This window comes from Micromonospora echinofusca, from assembly GCF_017614955.1.
GTDB lineage: Bacteria > Actinomycetota > Actinomycetes > Mycobacteriales > Micromonosporaceae > Micromonospora > Micromonospora echinofusca_A.
In genome coordinates this window covers 1-24288 of record NZ_WVUH01000071.1, presented here as the reverse complement: position 1 = coordinate 24288, position 24288 = coordinate 1, and the positions used below count along the sequence as shown (strand labels likewise).

The following is a 24288-nucleotide window of genomic DNA, read 5'->3' as shown; positions in this document are numbered from 1 at the left end:
CCGTCACCGAGCACCAGTCCGCCGCCGCCCCCGGACGTCAGCCCGCCCACGATCGGCAAGACGGCGGTGAGCCCGGCCGTGATCGAGCCCGGTACCTGCCCGTACGGGGCCCGGTCCAGCACGATCTCGGCGACGGCGGCGGACGACCGGACCCCGGTCGAGAAGCTCCGCGTCCGGTTCACCTACACGCTGAACGGGTCGACCAACACGGTGTCGATGTTCGCCGGCCGCACCGGCGTCTTCCAGGGCGTGCTCGGCAACCTCCCCTACCCCAAGGTCATCACCAGGATTCCGATCCGGGTCGAGGCGGTCGACGCCGCCGGTAACGTCGGCGCCTCCTCGGTGTTCTACGTGACCCTCAACAACTACTGCACCCCCGGCTAGGCAGCGGATGAGCCAGACGATTCTCCCGGCCGGTCTCCGGCCCACCGGCCCGGCCCGCGCCGGTGTCTGCGGCACCTGGTGGCCGGCGGTGGCACCGGACGGCGCCGAACGCGGCGTGCTGCGGCTGCATCCGACCGGCACCGATCCGGGTACCGGTCAGCGGATCGCCGCCGCGAACCACGCCGTGGCCGCGCTGCACCACAGCGGACTACCGGCCCCCGGTGACCCGGTCCGGCACGACGGCGCCCTGTGGCTGGTGGCCCCCCGACCGGCCCGACCGACCCTGCTCGACCTGGCGCAGGGCGGCAGCGCGATCGACATCGGTGCGGTGGCCGCCGTCGCCGCCGAGACCGCCCAGTCGCTGGCCGTGCTGCACGCCGCCGGGCTCGGTCACGGCGCGGTCCACGGGCAGACCGTCACGGTCACCGCCATCGGTGCGGTGACCCTGGTGGAAACCGCGATCCTGCCGGCGTTGCAGGCCGTACCCGGGGATCCGGCCGCCGACCGACGCGCCTGGGCGGACCTGGTCCGCTGGCTCACCGGGCAGTGGGGCCGGCCGGGCGCCGCCGTCGACCTGCTGCTGCGGTGCGCCGCCCAGGGCGAACACGACCTGGGCGCAGCGGTGCGCACCCTGCGCGACGAGTCGGCCCTGCTGCCGCCGGGTTTCCGCGACCGGTCCGCCCTGGTGGCGGCGGTCGCCGCGCACCTCGCCGCACCACCCGCCGAGCCGACGACCCGTCTCACCGCACCACCCGCCGAGCCGACCCAGCGGCTGGCGGTTCCGTCCACCGATGCCACCCAGGCCGTACCCACCCAACTGATGACCCCGCAAGCCGAACCGACCCAACGGATCGCCACCCCACAGGCCGAACCCACCCAACGGATCGCCAGCCCGCAAGCCGAACCGACCCAACGGATCGCCACCCCGGATCCGACGGCGGTCATCGGGTCACCCGCCACCTCCGCCGTACCGACGTCGTACGGACCGCCGACGGATCTGCTGGCCGCCACGTCCCCGGCCACTCCGGTGGCCACCGGGGTACCCACCGCGACGGCCGGGTCGACGCCCACCGGCCGGTACGAGCCGACCGGTCCGACGGGTCCGACGGGTCCGGCCGGGCCACCGCCCGGAGGCGAGATCCGGTTCGGGCCGGGTGTCCCGCCACCGCCCACCGCACCGGCCTGGCGTGCGCAGCCGCCCCCGCCGGCGCGGCCACGCCGGTCCGTGTGGCGGGTGGTCAGCTCGGTGCTGTCGGCGCTGCTCACGCTGGCCCTGCTCGCTGCGGTCGGGCTCTACCTGTGGCAGCGGCTCAGCCCGCTGGAGGTGACCTCGGTCAGCGTCGCGGTGCCGCAGCCCCCGGGCAACCGCTGTGACATCACGGTCGACGTGGTGGCCACCGTACGCACCAACGGCCGGGCCGGCACCATCACCTACCAGTGGCTGCGTACCGGTGCCACGCCGAGCAACCTGCTCACCGAGCAGGTCGGCCGGGGCCAGCGCACGGTCGAGCTGCACCTGAAGTGGTCGTTCAGCGGGGTGGGCACCACCCGGGAGACCGCCACGATCAACATCACCACGCCGTCCCCGGTGCAGGGGGCGACGAGTTTCGTCTACGACTGCCGGCCCTGACCGGCGGGTCACCGGCCGACCCGGCACCGCACGGGTCGGCTGCCCGCTTCCCGGGTCGGCCCGTGCCCACCACGGGTCGACCCGTTCACTCATTGAGACAGCCCGTTCACTCCCCGGGACGGGAGGCGACCACGACCGAGTCGAGGGCGTCAACCGTGCGGTCGTCGACGGACACCGGCCGTCGGGCCGTCTCCGACCGGAGGATCCGCAGTCCGGACAGCGCGGCGGCGACCGTCTGCGGGTCGTGCAGCAGGGCGGGATCCTGCGGGCCGCCCACCCCGTGGCGCAGGTTGGCCCGATCGTGTCCCACCACGACCAGCCGGCCGCCGGGACGCAGCGCCTGCCCCGCCCGGTGCAGGACGGTCGCCAGGTCGGCTGCGGGCAGGTGCAGGTACGCGATGAGCACCAGGTCGAACGCACCGGCCGGCGGGGCGTACCGGAGCACGTCGGCCACCTCCCAGGTGACCTCGACGCCCTGGTCCCGGGCCAGGGTACGGCCCCGCTCGACGGCCACCGGGGAGAAGTCGACGGCGGTCACCTGCCAGCCCCGCCCGGCCAGCCAGACCGCGTTGCGTCCCTCGCCGGCGGCCAGATCCAGCGCGCGGCCCGGGGGCAGGGCGCCGGTCTCGGCCACCACGAACCGGTTCGGCTCACCGGTCCACACCAGGTCGGGCGCGGCGGCGTACCGCGCGTCCCAGGCTGTGCTGTCCATGGCCTGCTCCTTCACGACGACGGCACCACCATCGTCCACCAGCCGGTGACGCGCCGGGGCACGGCCCGCCCTGCTCCGACGGATGTGCTACCGGGGCGACCCGGCGGGCTGCCCGGACCGGACCAGCGCGTACCCGGCACCGGGACCGTCCGCCCGACGGACGATCCGTCCCCGGTCGATCCGCAGCGCCACCTCCGTGGTGTCGTGCGGCGGCACCCCGGCGGCGGCGGCGATGTCCCCCGAGGCGTCGCAGACCACCCGCAGCCGGGGCCAGGCCGGTCCGGGGAACGCCTGGCGGAGGTGGTGGCCGAACTCGATCAGGACCAGTCGGGCCAGGTGCGTCAGCTCGTCCGGCGCGCCGGTGACCAGCACCATGCTGACCGGGGTACCGGCAGGAGCGGCCCGGACCGCGTCCTCCGCAGCGCCGAGCCGGTCCAGCCCGAGGAGCACCACGACCCCGTCCGCCCGGAGCGGTACCGGCTCGGCCCGGACCGGGTCGGTGGCCGCCGGTGGCGCCCACGGATCGTCGGTCGGGCCGTTGGTCGTGCCGCCCGGCGGCGGCGACCACCAGTCGTTCAGGGCGAGGTCGGCGAGGTGTTCGCAGGCGCTGACCACGTCGAAGGGCTCGACGAAGCCGGGCGCGGTGGCCGCCAGGTGGCCGGCCCCGTGCAGGGTGGTGAGGACGGTCTCGGCCAGCCGTACCAGCCGGGGAACCGGCACCGGCGCGGCGGCCGTCGGCGGGGCGAGCTGCTCCAGCGCGAGGGCGAGCAGCAACGCGTCCAGCTTGAGCAGTTGCCGGAACGGTCGACGGAGCCGCTCGTCGGTGGAGATCTCGGCACCCAGGCCCAGCGCGAGACGCTCCGGCCCGTGGTCGACGTCGGGGTCGGGGTACGGGAGCCGGGTGACCCAGGAGCGGGCGAAGGCGCCGAGGGCCGCCCGCCGGGTACGGCCGGGACGGGCGTGGGCCGGCGCCGTCGCCCGCTCGGCGAGGTCCGCCAGTACCGCGAAGTAGAGCGCCCGTTTGCCGGGGAAGTTGGAGTAGACGGCGCCCCGGGTCAACTCGGCCCGGGCGGCGATGTCGTCGATCCTGGCTGCCCGGTAGCCGCGTTCGGTGAACTCGGCGCAGGCTGCGGCCAGCACCCGGCCTCGGGTGCGTTCCTGGGCCTCCGCCCTGCTGAGCCGGGCCATCCGTCCTCCTCCGCGCTCCGCACCGGGCCAGTCGAATGCCCGCACCATCTCGAATGCCGCCAGCATCTGGATGTTAGCATCATCTGAATGCTCGCGATCATGCCCACCGTGCCCGCTCCGACAGTCGGCACGACCAGCCACTTGACCGAGAGTTATCCGACCGTGACGCTGTCGTCTATGACACCTGCGTCGACTGATCGACTACTGTGCGCAGGTCGCAGTGGACAGTCGGGCTGGTGCGCCGACCACGGTCACGCGGCGCACCGGGGCGCAACGGAGGGGACGGGTCGACGGCAATGGCACGCATAGGCGACGGCGGCGACCTGCTGAAGTGCTCCTTCTGCGGCAAGAGTCAGAAGCAGGTACGCAAACTCATCGCCGGCCCCTCCGGTGTCTACATCTGCAACGAGTGCGTCGAGCTGTGCAACGAACTGATCGAGGAGGAGCTGACCGTCTCCGACGAGACGTCCCTCGACGAGTTGCCGAAGCCGGCGGAGATCCACCGCTTCCTCGACCAGTACGTGATCGGGCAGGAGGGCGCCAAGCGGTCGCTCGCGGTGGCGGTCTACAACCACTACAAGCGGATCCACGGTGGAGACCGGGAGACCCGTAACGAGCCGGTCGAGGTCACCAAGTCCAACATCCTGCTGCTCGGTCCGACCGGGTGCGGCAAGACCTACCTCGCCCAGACCCTGGCGCGGTTGCTGAACGTACCGTTCGCGATCGCCGACGCGACGGCGCTCACCGAGGCCGGGTACGTCGGCGAGGACGTGGAGAACATCCTGCTCAAGCTGATCCAGGCCGCCGACTACGACGTCAAGCGGGCCGAGAGCGGCATCATCTACATCGACGAGATCGACAAGATCGCCCGCAAGGGCGAAAGCCAGTCGATCACGCGGGACGTCTCCGGTGAGGGCGTGCAGCAGGCGCTGTTGAAGATCCTGGAGGGCACCGTCGCGTCGGTACCCCCGCAGGGCGGCCGGAAGCACCCCCAGCAGGAGTTCATCCAGATCGACACGACGAACGTGCTGTTCATCGTGGCTGGTGCCTTCGCCGGGTTGGAGACGATCGTCAGCAAGCGGATCGGCCGGCGCGGGGTCGGTTTCGGTGCCGAGATCGCCAGCACCGCAGCACTCAGCCAGGCGGAGATGTTCGCCCGGGTGATGCCGGAGGATCTCATCAGGTTCGGTCTGATCCCCGAGTTCATCGGCCGGCTCCCGGTCATCGCGCGGGTGTCGAGCCTGGACCGGGAGGCACTGCTCAAGACCCTCACCGAGCCGCGAAACGCCCTGGTCAAGCAGTACCGGAAGCTGTTCGACATGGACCATGTCGAGCTGGAGTTCACCCGGCCGGCCCTGGAGGCCATCGTCGACAAGGCCATCGTCCTCGGCACCGGCGCCCGGGGGCTGCGGGCGGTGATGGAGAAGGTGCTCTGGCCGATCATGTACGACATCCCCAGCCGGCAGGACGTGGCGAAGGTCGTGGTCACCGACCAGACCGTCCGCGCGCATCTGAACCCGTCGCCGGTGGCGCCGCGTGAGGTCGGCGGTGAGCCGCCGGCCGGCGGACCGGTCAACCCCCGACGCCGGGAGTTCGGCCTGCACAGCCGCTGACGGCGCGACGGGCCGTGCCGGGACGGCGGTTCTCCGGCCGGCCGGCCCGGCCGGTGGCTAGCCTGTGCTGGTCCGGTCGACCGGACACCTGACCAGCCGGCACCCCGGGACGGAGCAGTCGTGGAGCACACGGACGAACGGCACCTGCGCCGGGCCGTCGAGCTGGCCCGCGCGGCCCGGCAGGCGGGCAACCCGCCCTTCGGGTCGCTGCTGGTGGCCCCGGACGGCCGGGTACTCGCCGAGGAGCAGAACACCACGGTCACCGACCGGGACATCACCGCCCACCCCGAGCTGAAGCTCGCCCGCTGGGCGGCCCGCGAACTCACCGCCGGCACGGCCGCGGGCACCACGATGTACACCAGTTGCCAGCCCTGCCCGATGTGCGCCGGAGCGATCGACCGGTCCGGGCTGGGCCGGGTGGTGTTCGCGCTCTCCGCCGAGCAGCTCGCCGACCTGATGCCACCGGGGGTCCGCACCCCGCGCGTCCGGCAGGAGGGACCGGCCCTGTTCGACGAGGCGTCCGCCGTGGTCGAGGGCTTCTACCGCTGACCCGACCACGGCGGACGACCGTCCGGGTCAGTCCTGCCGCAGCGGCGGCATGGGCACCGGGATGTCCAACGCGGTGGCACCCGCGCCGGCGCCGCCCTCACAGGTGTACGGCGGTACGGTGCCGATGCCCCGGGTGGAGGGCCGCTCCGCCGCCCAGAACATGAACCCGAGCATGCCGGCGGTGCGGCCGGCGCCGTTGGGCGCGACGGTCTGCACGTAGGGTGCGGCGGCCCGCTGGACGGACGTGGCGTAGTCGACGCACTCCGGCAACGCCCGGCCGCCGTAGGCGAGGTAGACACCGCCGGTGAACTTGGCCGGGGCCAGCGGCGGCACCGGCGGGCTGTACTGCGGCTTGCCGTCGACGTGTTCCTGCCAGTTCTCCTGGGCGCTGGTGGCCGAGGCGGGCCGGGCGGTGACCATCGCGTTGGCGTAGTCGAGGACCGGGGTGTCGGTACGCAGCCAGTCGGCGGTCGCCTTGCGGTTCAGCGCGATGAGCCAGCGGTCACCGGCCGCAACGTCGATGGTGAGCCGCGCCGCCGGTCGGGTGCCGGACGCGTCGTACGGGTGCACGGCCCGGTAGGCGTCGACGAACTGCTGGAGGGCGGGCAGGTTCGGGTCGGTGTTCTGCTCGTAGTCGATCTCGATGCCGACGCCGAGCCGACCGGCCACGGCGGCGGCCCGCTGACCGAACAGGGTCGGGTTCTCGGCGAGGGCGGCGTCCCAGTCGTCGGTGTAGGTGATCCCGCCGATGGAGAGCATCACCCGGATGCCCCGGGAGGTGAAGTACTGGACGATCTCCGGGGTCATCCCCCGGGGTACCCCGTCCAGGGTCGCCGCGTCGGTGGTCCCGCGCAGCAGCGCGAGCGGGTTGACGAAGCTGAGCACGACGAGGTTCACCGACGGCCGGCCGTCACCCCGGTCGACCAGCCAGTGGTTCTGGCTGTCGAACTCGGCGACGCTGCGGACCGTACCCCAGGTGCAGAAGTCGTTCCCGCAGTGCCAGGCACCGTAGATCTGCACCGGGGTGGCCGCCCGGGGGGTCGGTGCGGCCGGAGCGGCGACCGTCCCCGCCCCGCCGACCGGGGCGGGGACGGCACCTGCTCCGGCCGGTGGAGCGGTGGCGACGAGCGTGAGCAGGACCGCGACCAGCAGTACGGATCGTCGCACGGCAACCTCCCGGAACGGTTCGGAGACTTAACAGTCAGAGTCTCACGTACGTCAATCCGGTGATGCCCCGGTGCGGGGTCAGCCGGTCGGGGACGTCGCGTCGGCGAAGCGGGCCCGGAACGCGGCGAACACCGGGGTACCGGGCAGCCCGTCCCGGATGGCGAAGACCACCCGGTCGAACCGGTCGACGGCGGTCAGCGCGGCGGCGAACGCGTCCGCCACGGTTACCGGGTCGTTGCGGAACACCCCGCAGCCCCACGCCCCGAGGACGAGTTGCCGGCAGCCGTGCGCGGCGGCGACCGACAGGACCCGCCGGGCCCGTCGGGCCAGTACCGCCGGCACGTCGTCGAGGTGCTCGGGCTGGTTGCGTCGGATCGCCCCGAGGTTCGGCGCGGCGCAGGTCAGGAACGTCGTCCGGTACGGCGTGTCGAGCAGTCCGCCCCGGTCGTCGCGGATGACCGGGACGTCCGGGCTGACGACGACGCGGTCGCTGTACCGCAGGTCGCCCTGGGCCCGGTGGAACGCGTAGAAGTCCGGCGCGGCCAGCAGACACGGATAGAGCGCGGAGGCCCGGGCGATGCTCTCCTCCTGGGCCTTCGCACCGCCCAGGAACCCACCGCCCGGGTTCTTCGCCGAGGCGAACACCAGCGCCGCCGTCCCGGGCCCCAGCCGGCGGGCCGCCAGCAGCGTCGACTCGTACGTCACCTCGATCCGGGCCGGGCCGCCGGCCGCACCACCACCGGCCGGCAGCACCGCGTCCGGCAGGTGGTGCCGGGTACCGGCGACCGCCGCCCGCACCGCCGGACCGATCACCACCTCGGCGCCGCCACTGTCGCGATAGCGACCCTCCGTCACGACGGCCACGGTCTGCCGGGCGATCTCCCGGAGCCGGCCGCTAACCGGTACGGCTTTTCTGCACGTCGCACGCTGCGCAGGCTAGACAGCTTCCGGTACGGCTTCCACCCGATTACCCGACGCCGCGTCGGCAGCGTACCCCCACCGGTGGTCCGCTCCGGCACCGCGCACCCCGCCGACGGTCCACCGTGAACGGTCCGCTGATCTGTCGGCTACGCGTCGTATCCTGTAGCAGCCTGCCAGCCGTCCCCGTGCGGGATCGAACCAGGTCTAAGGAGATCACGCTCGATGGCGGATCACTATTCCCGACGCTCCTTCCTCAGTGGCGTACTGGCGTGCGGCACGCTCTCCGCCGGGGCGGTCTACCTGATGCCGGGTGGCCGGTCCCTGCCCTCGGTCGAGCTGCGGATGGTCAGCGGAGCGGACCCGACCGGTGCCCGTGACCTGCTGATCGACCTGTGGAACCGGGCCAACCCGAGGACCATGATCCGCCTGGTCAACCCGATCACCAGCGGGTCCGGCGACGAGCGGACGAGCATGCTCAGCAAGGCCCGGGCCGGCGAGGCGGACATCGTCAACCTCGACATCATCGACGTGCCGGAGTTCGCCCGCCAGCAGCTCATCACCCCGATCCCGCTGGCGGACAGCCTCCAGTTCATCGAGCCCGCCCGCCGGGTCAGTCAGGTGCCCGACGATCCCGACCTGTACTGGGCGGCACCGTTCAACACCGACGTGGGGATGCTCTTCCGGCGCCGGGCCGACGAGCGCGACACCGCCGGTCACGGCCTGGCCCGGGCCCTCGACGACGGGACCACCGCCGACGCGCCGCAGTTCGTCGCCCAGTTGCAGCCCAACGCCTCCACCTACGACGAGGCGTTCGTGGTCAACGTGCTGGAGCACGCGTTGTCCCGTGACCCGGACCTGATCGACGCCGACGGTACGGTCTCCGACGACCTGGAACGCTGGCAGCTCGCGTTGGGGCCGCTGCGCGCGGCGATCGCCGACCGGCGGGTACGCCTCTCCGGCGACGAGACGGACAGCCTGAAGATCTTCGTTGACGACCGGCTGCGGTACATGCGGAACTGGCCGGTGAAGTACCGCGAGCTGCAACAGGCCGGCGACCCCGACGTGCGGACCGGTCGGATCCAGGTCGAGCCGCTGCCGGTCGGCATTCTCGGCGGGCAGAGCCTGGCCATCGTCGCCCGGTCGCCGCACGTCGACCGGGCGCGCGAGTTCATCGGGTTCCTCACCGACGACCCGGCCCAGAAGATCCTCGCCGCGCACGGCCTCGCGCCGACCCGGATCAGCGCGTACGGCGACGCGAACCTGCGGGCGGTGATCCCGCACCTGCTCCGGGTCCGGGAGGCGGTGGAGGCAGCCCGGCCCCGACCGGTCCACCCGAACTACCGGACGTTCGCCAAGCTCGTCCGCGATCACGCCAACGCTCTGCTGCACGACGGCCGGGAGCTGACCCCGGAGTTCGTGGTGGAGATCCGCAGGACGCTGTCCTGACCGGGCCGGGATACGGGAGGGGACGACAGGTTGAGAATCGACCCGTGGCAGGTACCGGTCTTCGTGATGGCCGGCATCATCCTGGTGGAACTCACCATCGGCACGCTGCTGCGCAGTTGGGGCGACGGCCCCGCCAAGACCCGGGCCCGTACGGTGGCCCTCGGCCTGCTCGCCACCCTCGTCCTGATGATCCTGGTGATGGCGTTGGGTCCGTCCCTGGCGGATCAGCTCGCCAGTGTGGCGGCGGCGGTGGCCGGCATGGTCGCCCTCTGGTTGACCTGGCGGTCGTACCAGGCCACGGTCACCGCCGGCACGCCGGATCCGCCCCGGGACGCGGTGCCCGACCAGCCCACGGAGGACCCGCACCCTACCGCCGACGCCGGTGGCGACGGGCAGCCACCGGGGTCGGCCTGACCGTACCGGTCAGCCCGGCGAGGGTGCGCCTTCGTCGACGTCCGGCCGCTCCTCCGGCCGACCGACCAACTTCCGGGCCAGATCGTCGAGATAGGACTCGACCTGCCGACGGTCGTAACCACGACCGGCGACGGGTAGCTTTCCCAGCGCGGCCGTCAACTCCGTCCGGGCCCGCTGCCGGTCGGGTTCCCCACCCCGGTCCAGCGCCCGCTGTGCCCGCCGGATCACCGTGTGGACCGCAGCGATGTCGTACCCCCGCAGGCCCACAGCGAAGTCCGGCGTCTCGACGGTGGGCCGGTCGTCGACGAACCGGTCGCCCGCGAAGCGGGCCAGTGCCTCCCGCACCTGCTGCACCGGCTCGCGGACCCGGGCAAGGTCGAGCAGGAGCAGGGCCGGGCGGTCGTCTACCGGGCTGCGCAGGGGCAGCCGGATCCCGGGATCGACGCCGGCGGCCGGGACCAGCAGCAGCCGGGGCGACGGCGACCGGTGACCGGCCGCACCCGGGATCGGCTGATCGAGGACGACGCTGTCGATCTCGGACCAGGGCACCGGCCGGTTGACCCCGGTCCCCCGCATCGTCAACCCTTCCGTGTCGATCCGGAAGGTGAACGGCCGGAGCTCGCCGACCAGGGTTCCGCCACCGACCAGCAGCGCCAGAGCGCCGAGGAGCAGCAGGCCGATCGATCCGGACCCACCCTGCGGCCATCCGAGGACGACCATCGACAGGCCGGCCAGGGCAAAGACGGAACCGCTCGGCAGTGCTTTCCGGGCCCGGTGCAGCTCCACTTCGGCGTCCCTCCATCAGTGACGGTGCCTGAGCCGGTGGACCCGGCGAATCAGGCTCTGTCATTCCACACCGGCAGGTCAAGCTCCCGACGGAGCATCCGGTCGAGTGCGGCGTACAGCTCGGCGGGGAACGCGTCCGCCGCGACCCGGCGGGCGACCGGCGGGAAGAGCCGGGCGCAGGCGACCGCCACCGCCCGGGTACCCGACAGGTCCGCCGCGATGGGCGGCAGGTCGGCCAGGGCGGCCCGCAGGCCGGTCGGGAGGGTGGCGTACTGCCGGCTCGCGCCCCCCGGTGCGGTCACCGGGTGGCAGGCGAGCAGCCACTCGATGCCGATCAGGCGCAGCATGGACGACCATGTGGCGGCGTACACCGGGTCGGCGCGGTGCAGCACCGCCGGTAGCTGCCCGAGCACCTTGGCGAACTCGACCGCCAGCCCGTGCACCCGGGCGGGGTCCACCGCGACCGGCCGGGTGCCCGCATCGAGCCGGTCGTGCAGACCACCCCGGTCGACCAGCGGGACGAGCCCCTCCCGGCCCCGTTGCCGCACCTCCGCCGGGGTCACGAAGTGCACGTCGTAGCGGGCCCAGTCCGGCATGACGTGCCGGACCGCCGGGAACCCGGCGATCGGTTCGACCAGCACCGTCGGCCCGATCCGGTCGGCGAGGACCGGCCAGTCGGCGCGGAGCCCCTCGGGATCCTCGGCGGCCACCAGGACGTCGACGTCGCTGTACGCGTCGGCCACTCCCCGACCGTGACTGCCGTAGAGCCAGGCCGCGACGACCCGGGGCTCGGCCGCCAGCACGTCGGCTATCCGGGCGATGAGCTGCGGTGCGGCGGGCACCCGGAGGATCCTAGTGCGTCGATGCGGGCCGGTGGTACACATTGCGCATGGACAACGACCCCTGCACACCGCCGCACCTGCTGGTCGTCCTCGGCCTCGGTGGTCCCCGGTCCGGCCGGATCATCCCGTCCGTCGCGGGACTGGCCCGGGTCACCTGGTTGGTGGTGGGGCGGGAGCAGCTCGTCCCGGAGCAGGAGTGGCAGGCGATGCGCGCGCACGGGGTCACCTTGTCCTCTGTGGACGACGCGGCCGGGTTGGCGCTGGCCACCGCCCGGCACCGCAAGCAGCCGGTCGACGGGCTGCTGGCCTTCTCGGAGAACGCCCAACGGCTCGGCGCGGCGATCGCCGAGGCGGTCGAGGTGCCGTTCAACCCGCCCCGGACCGTGGACCTGCTCACCCACAAGGACCTGCAACGCGAGGCCCTGGCGGCGGCCGGCATCCCCGGCCCGGCCCACCACGCGGTACGCCACGACGCCGACCTGGTGCCGGCAGCGGCGCACGTCGGGTTCCCGGCGGTGTTCAAGCCGGCCCGGGGCGCGGGCAGCATCCTCGCCACCCTGGTCGGGTCCGTCGGCGAGCTGCACGAGTCCTGGCTGCGGGCCCGCTCCACCTTCGCCGGACTGCGCGGTGACCGGCACGAGACGGTGGTGCTCTCCGACACCACCGCGCCGTACATGGTGCTCGAACAGCTCCTCGTGGGGCGGAACTGGCACGGCGACGAGCGGCTCGGCGACTACGCCAGCGTCGAATGTGCCATCTACCGTGGGACGGTCACCGTCCTCGCGGTCAGCGACAAGCTGAACCTGTCCGGCTTCCGGGAGAACGGCCAGCTGAACCCGTCGACGCTGCCGGCGGAGCGGCAGCGGGAGCTGACCGACATGGCGGTGGCCGCGCTGGAGGCGCTGGGTGTCCGGGAGGGTTTCGCGCACGTCGAGTGCAAGCTGACCGCCGACGGGCCGCGGATCATCGAGGTCAACGGCCGGCCCGGCGGCGGGTTCTGGGACATCTGCGCGCACGGCGCCGACTACGACCTGGTGGCGCACGCCGCGCGCGCCGCCCTCGGCCGGGGCCCGGTGCCGGTGCCCCGCTTCGTCCGGCACACCGGCCTGCTCACCCCGCACCTGCCCGACCGGTACGCCGGACGCCAGATCGAGGTGACCATCGACGACAGTTTCGTCGGCCGACCCGGCGTCCACTCGCTCAGTCAGCTCCGGCCGTGGAGCTTCGACCCGGCGATGGGTACCGGCAAGGCGGCCTATGCGCACGTCAGCGGGCCCGACCGGGAGAGCGTCCTGGCCCATGGTGCGGCCCTGGACGCGGCGATCCGGGTACGGGTGCTCGACCGGCACGGACCGGTCGACCAGAAGCAGCTGCTGGCCCGGATCGAGACCTGGGCGGCCGGCCGGCCCGACGTGGTGGCACTGGTACTGACCGGCTCCTACGCGCGGGACCACGCGCCCACCGACGACCTGTCCGATCTGGACGTGGAGGTGGTCGCCGAGGACTTCGACGATCTGCTGCACGACGAGAGCTGGTGGCGGGACCTCGGCGACGTGTGGACCTGGCAGATCGTGCCGGCCTTCGCCGCCGCCACCACCCAGTGCTACCCGATGCTGCACGTCGCCTACGCCGGGGCGGTGAAGGTCGACTTCACCCTGGTCGACCGGGTACGGATCACCGGGATGGCCGCCGACGGTGCCCTCGACCGGGTCTACGCGCCCGGCTACCGGGTGCTGCTGGACCGGGAGGGGCTCACCCGGGGGCTGCCGGCCGCGACCGGCCGCCCGGTGGCCGTCGGCCCGATGCCGGCGGACGAGTTCGCCGAGGTGGTGCGGTCGTTCTGGTACGAGGCGCCGCTGGTCGCCAAGTACCTGCTCCGGAACGAGCCGTGGGAGGCGAAACTGCGGGACTGGACGATGAAGTCCCTGCTGCTGCGGATGATCGAGTGGCACGCCTGGGCACTGCGCGGGCACGTGGCCGACGGGTACCACCGGGGCCGAGGGCTGCCGGAGTGGGCCGACCCGCAGACCTGGGCGGAGGTGCAGGAGGTCTTCGGCCGGCTGGACGCCGACGACTCGTGGCGGGCGTTGCACGCCACGATGGCCCTGTTCGGCCGGCTCGGCGGGGAGACCGCCCGGACCCTGCGTCTGTGGTACCCGACCCGGCTCGACCACACCGTCCGCAGCTACGTCGCCGGGCTCACCCCGACCGGACTCTCCCCTACCGGGACCGAGCCGCCCCGGTAGGGTTGGCCGGCAGGAGCACGAGTCGGGGAGGTTGTCGCGGCCAGGCAGACCGGTCGTCAGCTCGTCGCCAGCAACCGTCGGGCGCAGCACGACTACAGCATTCTCAAGACCTACGAGGCGGGCCTGGTGCTGGTCGGCACCGAGGTCAAGTCGCTGCGCGCCGGTCGGGTGTCCCTGGTCGACGCGTTCGCCCAGGAACACGACCGTGAGCTGATGCTGCACGGGCTGCACATCGCCGAGTACGGCTTCGGTAGCTGGACCAACCACCAGCCGCGCCGGACCCGCAAGCTGCTGCTCAACCGGGTGGAAATCGACCGGATCCTGGACCGGCTACGCGAGGGTGGGCTGACCCTGGTGCCGCTGTCGCTGTACTTCGCGGACGGCTGGGCGAAGGTCGAGCTGGGCCTGGCCCGGGGCCGGAAGTCCTACGACAAGCGGCAGGTGCTGGCCGAACGGGACGCCAACCGGGAGATCGCCCGGGAACTGGGTCGACGGCTCAAAGGGCGGCGTCCGGGTCGGTCAGGTTGACCAGGCGGCTGCGCTGCGCCAGCGGGTGGGTGTCCAGGACGTCCCGCATCAGCTCCACCATCCGCCGGGCCGAGGGTCCGTAGAAGTAGAGCGCGGTCTCCCGGGGCCCCTCCCAGTAGGAGTGCAGCTCGCCGCTCTCCCCCAGCCGCGCGGTGAGCTGCCCGATCAGCTCGTTGATGTCGTTGTCGGCGTACACCTGCCGGGGCAGGTCGGTGCCGTTGAGGTAGAGCCCGACGCCCTCGGTCGCGCCGAAGACCACCGGGCCGGCGTCGTCGAGCCGGGCGGTCGAACCCCGGGGGGCGCCGAGCCGTTGCAGCACGTCGACGACGAGCGCCAGCCCGGCCTGCGGGTCACCGGCGAGGTCGATGGCCACGTCGCAGGAGAGCGGCTCGCCCTCGGGGCTCATCATGGTGCCGCCGCCGACGATCTCGCTGCCCGGCGACCGGCTCTCCAGCTCCTCCAGCAGCGGGTCCTCGTAGACGTCGCCCCGGTCGAGGGGGCGCAGGCGGGCGTTCAGGGTGATCTCCAGCATCGGCATGCCGGGGATGGTACGGCGGCGGACCGACAGAACCGGCGCCGTGACCGCCCCACCGGGTGGGCCCTGCGGAAGGGTCAGCCCCAGCGGGTGAGCAGCGCGGCGCAGTACGCGTCGACCCCCATCACCGGCACCGCCCGCCGGTGCCGGTGGACGGCGGCGACCGCCCGGCGGACCCCGGGTTCCCACCGGGCCAGGGGGAGCCAGCCCGCGACGTGTGCCTCGTGCCGGGGGGTACCCGGTCGGCCGTGTCCGCTGACGTCGTGCCGGACGGTGGGTCGCAGGCCGAGCCGGCGGAAGTGGACGTGCCGGGTGAAGGTCCGCCCCAGGGCCCGCAGGTCGGCGTCGGTGAAGACCCCGGGCAGCTGTGGCGTCGAGTGGTAGAGCACCGCGAAGTCGATGTCGATCAGCGCATGGGTGACGTCCTCGGCCTTGGGTACGGCGTGGAACTCCGGCCGGTAGCGGGAGCCGTCAGCGGTCGGGTCACCGGTGCGTCGCCACCCCCGGTGGACCCGGCCGAACGACGGCCAGTAGGGCCAGACCAGCGCGTCACCGTGGGGCTGGAACTGTCGGCGCAGGGTGTGTGCCAGGGCCGCCGCCCGGTCCACGTAGCAGCGGTCACCGGTGACCGCGGCGAGCTGGACCAGGGTCCGGCCGACCGCGAGGAACTCGTTGGTGGGCAGTTCGGCCCCGGCGAACGACACCGGCTCGTCGGGCAGCCAGGTGTAGTGGGCGTCGCCCTCGGCGGAGATCCGCCACTGGTGGTCGTGTACGGCGAGGGCGTCGTGCACCACGGCCAGGTAGTCGTCGACCCGGCCGGCGACGTCGGCCGGTACGACGTCCGGTCGTTCCCGGGCCAGTCGGGCCAGGCCGGCGAGCGGGTACGTGATCATCCCGGTCTGGGCGGCCAGGGCGACCCGGGCCGGTCGGCAGGGATAGCGGCCGGGGCGGGGCCGGGCGGTGGAGGTGACCGTCGGGCCGGGCAGGTCGACGGTGACCGGTGCCGCCGGCCGGTGTTCCCGGTAGGCGACGTGGTCGGCCCGCCGGGGGTCGTCGGGGTCGAGACTGAGTTGGGTCAGCCGGACCGGTGGGCGTCCCCCGGCCCGGGTGACGGTCAGGTCGAACCGGTCGTCCCCGGCCGGCGTCACCTCGACCACGGCGTCGGCGGTGTGCGGCGGGCAGAGGTGGACGTGCAGGGCGTCGACGCCGGTGCCGTCGGGAACCGTCGCGGTGGCCACGGTGTACGGGCCGGCGGAACTCCAGACCGGCAGGCGGAGACCCCGGTACTCGTGGACCCCCCGCAGGTGGTCCCGGGCGGCGACGACGCTGTCGGCCATCCGCGCCAACCGCCGGATGAGGCCCGGGTCACCGGTCGCCTCGGCCATCAGCAGGTAGGCGTGCATCCGCCAGGAGAGCCCCCAGCCGATGGCACCGGTGTCGTTGTGCAAAGTGCCGCTCGGCCGGTCGGTGACCGGGCCGGAAAGCAGCGTCTCCACCGATGCGAAGAATTGCGCGCCGGAGACCCGGCGGTGGAATCCGACGGACGGGAGAGACGAATCCGGTTCAGCGGCCCCGGAATTGCCGAATGCGCGCAGCACCGCAGAATTGTGGCACCGGAATGTGTTCCGTGGGGGGACGTGCCACTTTCCGCGAGGGGCCGCCTACCGGTCGGGGGTGGCCGGACCGGTGGCGCGGAGCAGGTCGGCGTGGGCGGCGCGCAGCCGGGTCAGCGCCGGGTCGCTGCCCGGTGGAACGCGTCGGTCGAGCTCGGCCCAGACCTCGGCGAGCGCATCGGTGACCGCCTGCAACTCGGCCGCGTGCCGACGGGCACTGCGCTGGTGCGACTCGTCGAGCCGGCGGGCCCAGCCGGCGGAGACCGTGCGGAGCCGTTCGGCGTCGGCCCGGGTCTGCGCCAGGGTACGGGCCGCCGGGGCGGGAACGATCGCGGCGATCGGGCGGGGGTCGCCGTCCCGGGTGACGACGGTGACCGTGTCGGTCAACTCGGCCATGGCGAGCAGTTGGGTGAGTCGGGTGCGGACCTCGCGCAGCGGCAGGGCGCGCGGCTGGTCGCGGTGGTCGGTGAGAGCGGGAGCAGCCATACCGTCATGGTGGGGGCACGGTACGACATTAATGTCCGACGATGATCGAAATGACCCTGACGGCCGGTGTCCCCGACGTTTCACCGGCGGCACCGCCCGTTACGGCGTGGCGTCCTTACGGCGGGCGGTGCCCCAGAGCGAGTAGCCGAGGGCGATCATGGCAAGGCCGTTCGGGAGGGCCAGCAGGCGGTAGAAGGCGTCCGGCAGCACCGAGAGCACCACGGTGACCACGCCACCCAGGGCGAGCAGGACGGCCGCCCAGCGGGCGAGCACACCGGCCCGGTACAGCGCGATGCCGAACACCAGACCGCCGGCCAGGTAGGCGAGACCCTGGGCCTGGAAGATCGGCCCCAGCGGGCCGACGTCGCCGGTGGCGGTGCCGCCGGTGGCCGCCGCGAGCACGTCGGTGACGTACGCGGGGTCGGTGGTGGCGATGGACGGCAGCACGAACGCGGCGGCGAAGGTCGTGCCCAGGATCAGCAGGTACCCCACGGCCAGGAGCAGGTAGCCGAGGAGCCCGAGGAGCCCGTTCCGGCGGGCCTGACCGACGTACATGCCGGTGATGCCGACCAGCGCCAACGCCGCCATGAGGGGCTTCAGCGCACCCCGGACGGCCATCTCGGTGGTCGTGACGGAGGTGGCGTCCAGGTGGGGATGGTCGACCTGCACACCGATGAAGATCACCCCGGCGGTGACTGCGGCGGCGCCGGCGGCCCGGGTGAGGAGGGATGGCGTAACGGTCATGGGGTTGCTCCCGTCGTGGGCGGCGGGCCGGGTGCCCGGTGCTGCCCGCAACGGTAGGAGGCGTCCTGGTGACCGCACGTCGTCAGATGATGTGACGGGCCTGGTGATCCGTGGACGGTCCACCGGTGGGCGTGCGGCCCGGGGCCCGGTCCGGGGTCAGAGCAGCCCGAGGTCGGTGGCCCGCCGTACGGCGGCGGCCCGGGTGGTCACGTCCAGCTTGGTGAAGATGCGCCTGGTGTGGGTCCGCAGGGTGTTGATCGACACGAAGAGGTGGCGCGCGATCTGCGGCCCGGTGAGGTCCGTGGCGAGCAACCGCAGGACGTCGCGCTCACGCGGGCTGAGCCCGTGCTCCCCCGGGGCGCCGGGGGCCGGCCCGGTGGTCGAGGCGTGGCGCAGCGTGCGTACCGGCCCGGTGGCCAGGTCGCGCCGCTCGGCTTCGTGCAGGAGGTCCGCCATCGGTGCGGCCTCGTCGAGGAAGAGCCGGGCGTACCCGACCGGTACCGCCATCCCCAGCGCGCGCACCAGCGCGGTCATCGCCCGGTCCAGGTCCCCGTGGGCGTGGTGGGCGAGTGCGCGCAGGACGAGGATCTCGACGGTGCTGCCGTCGCGGCCTCTTCCCTCTGCCGCGCCCAGGGACCTGTCCAGCAGGGTCAGCGCCTCGTCGACCCGCTGCTCGGCGAGAAGGAGCCGGACGAGCGTCAGCCGGTTGTACTCGGTCAGGTACGACAGGTCCGTCGTGGGGTCGGGGAATCGACGGGCCCAGGACCGGGCGAGGTCCGGGCGGCCACGGGCGAGGTCGACCCGGGCCCGGATCGCGGGAATGGGCCGGGTGTCGGGGAAGAAGCCGGGCAGGTGGAGTTCCTCGGCCTGCGCCAGGAGGTCCGCTGCCGTGCCGAGATCGCCCCGGGCGCGTCGGAGCTGGGCGGCCGTGACGTACCAGCGGTGGCGGTTCTCCGGGAGCGAGGCCGCCTCGCCGAGGTCCCGGGCGGTCCGGAGGTGCGCCGCGGCGGCATCCAGGTCGCCTCGTTCGCACAGCGACTCGGCGAGGCCGACGTGCAGGTCGCCGGTCACCGGTAGCGCCACGTCCGGTCGTTCCCGCGCGGACCGGAGGGCGCCTTCGTGCAGGCGCGCAGCCTCGTCGGGCCGGCCCCGTGCCCGCCACATGTCGGCCAGGACGACGGTGCCGCCGAGTTCGTCGGCGAGGTTACCGGCGGCACGGAGGCTCCGCACCGCCTCGGTGAAGGTGTCCACCGCGGCTTCGAGGTCCCCCTCGGCCCAGCGGGTCAGGCCGAGGAAACCGAACGCGGCCCCCCGGGCGAGGTGGTCACCGGGGCCGGCCAGGTCGAGTACGCGACGGGCCTGGTCGGCGGTACCCGTGTTGTCGGCCCGGGCCTGGGCGACGGCGGCACGGTACAGGGCGATCGTCATGGGTAGCTGCCGGAGCTGGTCGTCGGCGGCACGCACCGCCGCCGGCAGCGACTCCAGGGCGTCCGCCGCCTCCTGCAACCGGGCGTCCGCGTCGTCCACGTCGCCGTCGCCGAGCCGGCTCCAGGCGACCGTGACGTTGAGGATCGGCCGGCGTCGCACCACGTCGTCCGGCAGGCCACGCAGCCACTGCCGGATGGTCCGGTCCTGCCGCTGCCGGCGGGCTTCGGGCAGGGCCCGTTCGACGAGGCCCGCAGCGAGCTGCTGGTCCCGACCGGCGACCGCATGGCCGATCGCCGCCTCGGGCCGTCCCTGCCCGGCGTACCACAGCGCTGCCGCGCGGTGCAGGTGCGGCACCCGGTCGGGGTGCTCCGCGGTGAGACGGGCGCGCAGGGCGCCGGCGAACAGGTGGTGGTACCGGTACCAGCACCGCTGGTCGTCCAGCGGTACGAGGAACAGGTTCCCGCGTTCCAGTGCGGCGAGACTGTCCTGTCCGTCGTGACGACCGGTGAGCGCGTCACACAGCGGTCCGGTCAGCTCGTCGAGAACCGACGTGTCGAGGAGGAAGGACCGGTCCCGGTCGTCCAGACCGTTGAGGACCTCCTCCACCAGGTAGTCGAGGACGAACCGGTGACTTCCGGTGAACTCGGCGACGAAGCGGTCCGCATCGTCCCGGTTGCGCAGGGACAGCGCCGCGAGCTGGAGGCCGGCCGCCCATCCCTCGGTCCGGTTCTCCAGGGCCGCGACGTGGACCGGGTCGAGACCGAGGCCCATCACGTCGTTCAGGAAGGCCCCGACCTCCGACGGAGTGAACCGTAGGTCGGCCGCGCGGAGCTCCAGAAGCTCACCCCGGGCTCGCAGCCGCGTCACCGGAAGGGCGGGGTCGGCGCGGGTGAGGACGGCGAGGCTGACGTGGGTGGGCAGGTGGTCGAGGAGGAAGGCCGTCGCCTCGGGGACCTCCCGGGACTCGATGAGGTGGTAATCGTCGAGGGCCAGCACGATGGGCCCGTCGAGGCGGTCGAGGTCGTTGATGAGGCTGACCAGGACGACGCGCAGCGCCGCGACGGTGCCGTTCTCCAGCAGCGCCGCCGCCCCGGCGCCGACGTCGGGTGCGGCGGCCCTGATCGTCGCGAGCAGGTGGGCCAGGAAGCGCCACGGGTCGCTGTCCTCGGCGTCGAGCGAGAGCCAGGCGACCCGGTGCGGCTCGGCCCCTCCGTCGGCCTGCCACCGGGTGAGCCACTGGCTCAGCAGTGTGGTCTTGCCGAACCCGGCCGGTGCGGAAACCAGGATCAGGCGGGGCAGCCGGACCGGCCCCGCCGGCAGTCGACCGATGAGCCGCTCGCGGGGGACGAGCTGGCGCCGTGGCGTCGGTACCTGCCGCTTGGTGCCCAGGAGTGCCACCAGCTCAGCCTAGGACCGGCAGTCGCAACCGGTCAGGGGGATGCACCACACCGCGTCCGGCGTCACCCCGCCCGACAGCATCGCCCGGCCGGGCCGTGACCGTCTTCGCTGGTGGCGGGCCTGATCCAGGTCGATCGCCGGTCACCGCGCTGACAGATCCGGCCCGGAACGTTGACGGTGTGGTGACGGCCGTCCTAGCGTGCCCCTCACCACGACGTCATCGCTTCCCTTCGATGACGTTCGGTAAGGAGGAAGTGGTGAAGTCACGTATCCTGCTGGCCTCGCTGGTCGCGGCCGGCTCGACCCTGTTCGCCGTACCGGCGGGCGCGGCGGCCCCCTCGGACGGGGCGCTCGCGCCGGTGGTCACGGTCCGCGCCGGGCAGGGCGTACGCCCGGTGCCGGGTGCCTACATCGTCCGGCTGCGGCCGGGCGCCGACCCGCGCGGCCTGGCCCGGGCGCTGCTGGTCAACCCCGAGTTCGTGTACTCCACGGCGGTCAACGGGTTCGCCGCCGAGCTGACCGACGGGCAGGTGCAGGCGCTGCGCCGCAACCCGACGGTGCTCTCGGTCGAGCAGGACGCCTGGTTGGACGACGTCGCCGAGGGTACCCAGGCCAACCCGCCGTCCTGGGGCCTGGACCGTATCGACCAGCGGAACCTGCCGCTGTCGGCCAGTTACACCGCGACCGCGACCGGGGCCGGGGTGCACGCGTACGTGATCGACACCGGCATCGACGTGACGCACCCGGACTTCGAGGGTCGGGCCACGTTCGACTTCAACGCCATCGACCGGCGCAACACCGACTGTGACGGGCACGGCACCCACGTGGCCGGCACGATCGGTTCCCGGACGTACGGGGTGGCCAAGGGTGTCCGGCTGCACGCGGTCAAGATGCTCAACTGCCAGGGCTCGGGCAAGACGTCGGCGACGATCAGCGCGATCGACTGGGTGACCGCCAACGCGGTCAAGCCGGCGGTGGCGAACACCTCGTGGAACTGGACCTACTCGGTCAGCCTGGCCGACGCGATCAGCGCCATGATGGCCTCCGGGGTCTTCCTGGCCACCTCCGCCGGCAACACCGGTGCCGACTCCTGCGACCGGTTGCCGAGGGCGGTCACCGCAGCGGTCGCGGTCGCCGCCTCCACCAGCACCGACGACCGGGCCAGCTACTCCTCCACCGGCGCCTGTGTGGACCTGTACGCCCCGGGTTCGGCGATCCTGTCGACCCAGCCGAACAACACCACCGCGGTCTTCAACGGCACCTCGATGGCCACCCCGCACGTGGCGGGTATCGCGGCGCTCTACAAGGGCGCCAACGGGGACGTGCCGCAGGCCACCCTGCACGACTGGCTGGTGGGTAACGCCACCACCGGGGTCGTGCAGGGCGACCTGGCCGGTACGCCGAACCGGTTGGTGTACACCGGCGGTCTCTGACCCGCAGCCCATCGGGGTGGGGTGGTCGGCACGGGCCGGCCACCCCACCGCTGCGTTGTGGACGCTGCGCGGTCGACACCATCGGGCACAGTAACGGTCATGGCCGAATCGAGCCCAATTCCTTGACCATTCCCGATCTAGGTACTTACGGTTGCGACCGTAATCTCTAGAAGGGATACGCTGTGCCTCTTGCCCGACTCGCCCGGCGCGCCGCCCTGGCGGCGACGCTGACCCTGCTCACCACTGCGTCCGCCGTCACGGTGGCCGCACCGGGACAGGCCACCACCCCGCCCACCGAGACGCTCCTCGGCGTACCGCACCACAGCCTCGGCATCTACGGGGCGACCTTCGGCTCCACCCCCGACGGCGACTACGCGTACGCGGTCGCCCGGGGTACGCCCGGCGCCCTGAGCGTCGTCGACACCCGGACCGCGACCGTGGTCCGGACCATGGAGCTGCCCGGCGCGGCCGGCGCCTGGGGCGGTACCGTCACCGACGACGGCACCGTCTACCTCGGCGTGGACGGCAAACTCTTCCGGTACCGGCCGGGTGCGCCGGACGTGGAGGACCTCGGCACCCCGGTACCCGGCGAGACCACCGCCTGGCGCCTGGTCACCGACGGCCAGCAGGTCTTCGTCGGTACCTTCCCCAACGGCAAGGTCTACTCCTGGGACCACCGCACCGACCAGGTACGCGACTACGGCCAGGTCTGGCCCGACGAGCAGTACGTGCGCAGCCTCGGCATCTCGGCCGGCAAGCTCTACGCCGGTCTCGGCACGGTCGCCCGGATCGTGGAGATCGACATCGTCACCGGCGCCAAGCGGGAGATCCCGCTGCCGGAGAAGTACCGCGCCGAGCAGTTCGTCTACGACCTCGACGTGCACCGGCAGCAGATGTTCGTCCGGGTGACGAACAGCGCCCAGGTCCTGGTGTACGACCTGCGGACCGACGCCTGGACCGGTGAGCTGGGCACCGGCCGGGGACTGGACTTCTCCCCGCCGGACGAGTTCGGCAACGTGTACTTCTCCTCCGGTACCGGCCAGCTCATGGCGTACCACCTGGACAGCCGGACGGTCACCCCGACCAGCTTCACCGGCTTCGGCACCTCGCGTGACTTCGGCTGGACGCACCTCGGCGGGCGGGACTGGCCCGGCCGCACCCTGGTCAGCATCGACCTGGGCGGCAAGCTGTCCTACTACAACCCGAAGACCGGGGCGAAGAAGACCGCCCGGCCCGGCGTGCCCGGCCGCCCGGTGCAGTTGCAGACCGTGACCGCCGGACCGGACGGCCGGATCTGGTCGAGCGCCTACCCGAGCGGCGGGATCACCGCGTTCGACCCGGCCACCGGCACCTTCGCGGAGAACCCGGGCGCACTCGGTCAGGCCGAGGGGATCTACGCGCACCAGGGCAAGCTCTACGCGGGTGTCTACCCGGGGGCCAACCTCTTCGAGATCGACCCGACCAGGCCGATCGTGGCCGGCAGCAACCCCCGGCGGATCGGCTCCCTCACCGGTGAGCAGCAGGACCGGCCGTTCGCCATCACCGGCGTCGGCAACCGGGTCGCCTTCGGCACCATTCCCGGGTACGGCCAGCTCGGCGGGGCGCTCGCCCTGATCGACCCGGCCACCGGCGCCCGCGAGGTGCACCGCAACGTGGTACCGAACCAGAGTGTCACCGCGCTGACCACCGTGGGCGGCCTGATCCTCGGCGGTACCGGCATCTGGGGTGGGCTGGGCAGCACCCCCACCGAGAGCGAGGCCCGGCTGTTCCTCTGGGATCCGGCCACCGCCACCAAGGTCTGGGAGGGACCGGCCCTGCCGGGCGCGAAGGCCGTCACCCAGCTGATCGCCGCGCCGGACGGCACGGTCTGGGGCGCCACCAGCGGCACCCTCTTCCAGTTCGACCCGGCCACCCGGACCGTGCTGCGCTCGGTGGAGATCGAGCCGTTCGACTGGCAGGGCATCACGCACGTCTGGCGCAGCGACCACCTGGCGTTCGCCCCGGACGGTGACCTCTGCGGCAACTTCCGCAGCACCATCGCCTGCGTCGACCCGGCGACCCTGGCCGTGGAGAAGCTGGCCGCCGGGATCAACGACATCTGGACCATGGACGCCCGGGGCGACATGTACTACGCCCGGGGCTCCGAGCTGTACCGGCTCAGCCGCTGACCGACCGGCCCCGGGAGGGTGGCGTCCCGTGCCACCCTCCCGGGCACCGGAGGGTGG

General features: G+C 73.0%; 19 protein-coding genes and 2 pseudogenes. 10 read left to right on the top strand and 11 right to left on the bottom strand.

The window, feature by feature from the left end:
• Positions 1-384: pseudogene (locus GSF22_RS11070) on the top strand (serine/threonine-protein kinase); the annotation flags it as partial.
• Between the two features lie 7 nt (positions 385-391).
• Positions 392-2014, top strand: a complete 1623-nt coding sequence (locus GSF22_RS11065; RefSeq protein ID WP_208813431.1) for a hypothetical protein — start codon at positions 392-394, stop codon at positions 2012-2014.
• Between the two features lie 106 nt (positions 2015-2120).
• On the opposite strand, the gene GSF22_RS11060 is transcribed toward GSF22_RS11065, so the two are convergent.
• Positions 2121-2726 carry a class I SAM-dependent methyltransferase gene (locus GSF22_RS11060; protein WP_208813430.1) on the bottom strand — a complete coding sequence of 202 codons (606 nt, stop codon included), beginning with the start codon at positions 2724-2726 and terminating at the stop codon, positions 2121-2123.
• An 87-nt stretch (positions 2727-2813) separates the two neighbouring features.
• Complete coding sequence (locus tag GSF22_RS11055; protein WP_244367046.1) at positions 2814-3980, bottom strand: TetR/AcrR family transcriptional regulator; 1167 nt, start codon at positions 3978-3980, stop codon at positions 2814-2816.
• 230 nt (positions 3981-4210) lie between these two features.
• Here GSF22_RS11055 and clpX point away from each other — a divergent pair, with 230 nt between their 5' ends.
• Entirely contained in the window at positions 4211-5527 is a 1317-nt protein-coding gene (clpX, locus tag GSF22_RS11050; protein WP_208813429.1) for an ATP-dependent Clp protease ATP-binding subunit ClpX, read from the top strand.
• A gap of 120 nt (positions 5528-5647) precedes the next feature.
• Complete coding sequence (locus GSF22_RS11045; RefSeq protein ID WP_208813428.1) at positions 5648-6076, top strand: nucleoside deaminase; 429 nt, start codon at positions 5648-5650, stop codon at positions 6074-6076.
• Positions 6077-6103: 27 nt separating this feature from the next.
• On the opposite strand, the gene GSF22_RS11040 is transcribed toward GSF22_RS11045, so the two are convergent.
• Both GSF22_RS11040 and GSF22_RS11035 read right to left on the bottom strand, forming a co-directional pair.
• Entirely contained in the window at positions 6104-7243 is a 1140-nt protein-coding gene (locus GSF22_RS11040; RefSeq protein ID WP_307803912.1) for a hypothetical protein, read from the bottom strand.
• Between the two features lie 78 nt (positions 7244-7321).
• Positions 7322-8122, bottom strand: a complete 801-nt coding sequence (locus GSF22_RS11035; RefSeq protein ID WP_307803913.1) for a TIGR02452 family protein — start codon at positions 8120-8122, stop codon at positions 7322-7324.
• A gap of 264 nt (positions 8123-8386) precedes the next feature.
• Between GSF22_RS11035 and GSF22_RS11030 the strand changes: the two genes are divergently transcribed.
• Positions 8387-9610 (top strand): extracellular solute-binding protein, encoded by a 1224-nt coding sequence (locus tag GSF22_RS11030; RefSeq protein WP_208813426.1) that lies wholly within the window; start codon positions 8387-8389, stop codon positions 9608-9610.
• Positions 9611-9640: 30 nt separating this feature from the next.
• Positions 9641-10024 carry a hypothetical protein gene (locus GSF22_RS11025; RefSeq protein ID WP_208813425.1) on the top strand — a complete coding sequence of 128 codons (384 nt, stop codon included), beginning with the start codon at positions 9641-9643 and terminating at the stop codon, positions 10022-10024.
• Between the two features lie 9 nt (positions 10025-10033).
• Here GSF22_RS11025 and GSF22_RS11020 read toward each other — a convergent pair whose 3' ends face one another.
• Both GSF22_RS11020 and GSF22_RS11015 read right to left on the bottom strand, forming a co-directional pair.
• A complete protein-coding gene (locus GSF22_RS11020; protein ID WP_208813424.1) occupies positions 10034-10810 on the bottom strand; it encodes a hypothetical protein in 777 nt (258 codons plus the stop codon).
• Between the two features lie 50 nt (positions 10811-10860).
• Positions 10861-11652 carry a nucleotidyltransferase domain-containing protein gene (locus tag GSF22_RS11015; RefSeq protein ID WP_208813423.1) on the bottom strand — a complete coding sequence of 264 codons (792 nt, stop codon included), beginning with the start codon at positions 11650-11652 and terminating at the stop codon, positions 10861-10863.
• Between the two features lie 47 nt (positions 11653-11699).
• On the opposite strand from GSF22_RS11015, the gene GSF22_RS11010 reads away from it, so the two are divergent.
• Positions 11700-13898, top strand: coding sequence for an aminoglycoside 6-adenylyltransferase (locus GSF22_RS11010; RefSeq protein ID WP_208813422.1), 2199 nt, complete (start codon positions 11700-11702; stop codon positions 13896-13898).
• 42 nt (positions 13899-13940) lie between these two features.
• Positions 13941-14426: pseudogene (smpB, locus tag GSF22_RS11005) on the top strand (SsrA-binding protein SmpB); the annotation flags it as partial.
• On the opposite strand, the gene GSF22_RS11000 reads toward smpB, so the two are convergent.
• The 5 genes from GSF22_RS11000 to GSF22_RS10980 all read right to left on the bottom strand — a co-directional run bounded on the left by GSF22_RS11000 (position 14395) and on the right by GSF22_RS10980 (position 20630).
• On the bottom strand, positions 14395-14964 hold the full coding sequence (locus tag GSF22_RS11000) for a hypothetical protein (RefSeq protein WP_208813421.1): 570 nt from the start codon (positions 14962-14964) through the stop codon (positions 14395-14397). The pseudogene smpB and the gene GSF22_RS11000 sit on opposite strands and share 32 nt — an antisense overlap.
• Positions 14965-15038: 74 nt before the next feature.
• Positions 15039-16457 carry a hypothetical protein gene (locus GSF22_RS10995; RefSeq protein ID WP_208813420.1) on the bottom strand — a complete coding sequence of 473 codons (1419 nt, stop codon included), beginning with the start codon at positions 16455-16457 and terminating at the stop codon, positions 15039-15041.
• Positions 16458-16622: 165 nt separating this feature from the next.
• Positions 16623-17060 (bottom strand): type II toxin-antitoxin system Phd/YefM family antitoxin, encoded by a 438-nt coding sequence (locus GSF22_RS10990; RefSeq protein ID WP_208813419.1) that lies wholly within the window; start codon positions 17058-17060, stop codon positions 16623-16625.
• Positions 17061-17159: 99 nt separating this feature from the next.
• On the bottom strand, positions 17160-17804 hold the full coding sequence (locus tag GSF22_RS10985) for a hypothetical protein (protein WP_208813418.1): 645 nt from the start codon (positions 17802-17804) through the stop codon (positions 17160-17162).
• Between the two features lie 156 nt (positions 17805-17960).
• Positions 17961-20630, bottom strand: a complete 2670-nt coding sequence (locus tag GSF22_RS10980; protein ID WP_208813417.1) for a LuxR C-terminal-related transcriptional regulator — start codon at positions 20628-20630, stop codon at positions 17961-17963.
• A gap of 257 nt (positions 20631-20887) precedes the next feature.
• Between GSF22_RS10980 and GSF22_RS10975 the strand changes: the two genes are divergently transcribed.
• Positions 20888-22063: a S8 family peptidase gene (locus tag GSF22_RS10975; RefSeq protein ID WP_307803910.1), complete on the top strand. Its 1176-nt coding sequence runs from the start codon at positions 20888-20890 to the stop codon at positions 22061-22063.
• A 182-nt stretch (positions 22064-22245) separates the two neighbouring features.
• Positions 22246-24231, top strand: coding sequence for a hypothetical protein (locus GSF22_RS10970; RefSeq protein WP_208813415.1), 1986 nt, complete (start codon positions 22246-22248; stop codon positions 24229-24231).
• The last annotated feature ends 57 nt before the right edge of the window (positions 24232-24288 follow it).

Coding starts and splice junctions, on each gene's coding strand:
- GSF22_RS11065 (WP_208813431.1), top strand. CDS start 392: ATGAGCCAGACGATTCTCCCGGCCGGTCTCCGGCCCACCGGCCCGGCC.
- GSF22_RS11060 (WP_208813430.1), bottom strand. CDS start 2,726: ATGGACAGCACAGCCTGGGACGCGCGGTACGCCGCCGCGCCCGACCTG.
- GSF22_RS11055 (WP_244367046.1), bottom strand. CDS start 3,980: ATGCTGGCGGCATTCGAGATGGTGCGGGCATTCGACTGGCCCGGTGCG.
- clpX (WP_208813429.1), top strand. CDS start 4,211: ATGGCACGCATAGGCGACGGCGGCGACCTGCTGAAGTGCTCCTTCTGC.
- GSF22_RS11030 (WP_208813426.1), top strand. CDS start 8,387: ATGGCGGATCACTATTCCCGACGCTCCTTCCTCAGTGGCGTACTGGCG.
- GSF22_RS11010 (WP_208813422.1), top strand. CDS start 11,700: ATGGACAACGACCCCTGCACACCGCCGCACCTGCTGGTCGTCCTCGGC.
- GSF22_RS11000 (WP_208813421.1), bottom strand. CDS start 14,964: ATGCCGATGCTGGAGATCACCCTGAACGCCCGCCTGCGCCCCCTCGAC.
- GSF22_RS10990 (WP_208813419.1), bottom strand. CDS start 17,060: ATGGCTGCTCCCGCTCTCACCGACCACCGCGACCAGCCGCGCGCCCTG.
- GSF22_RS10985 (WP_208813418.1), bottom strand. CDS start 17,804: ATGACCGTTACGCCATCCCTCCTCACCCGGGCCGCCGGCGCCGCCGCA.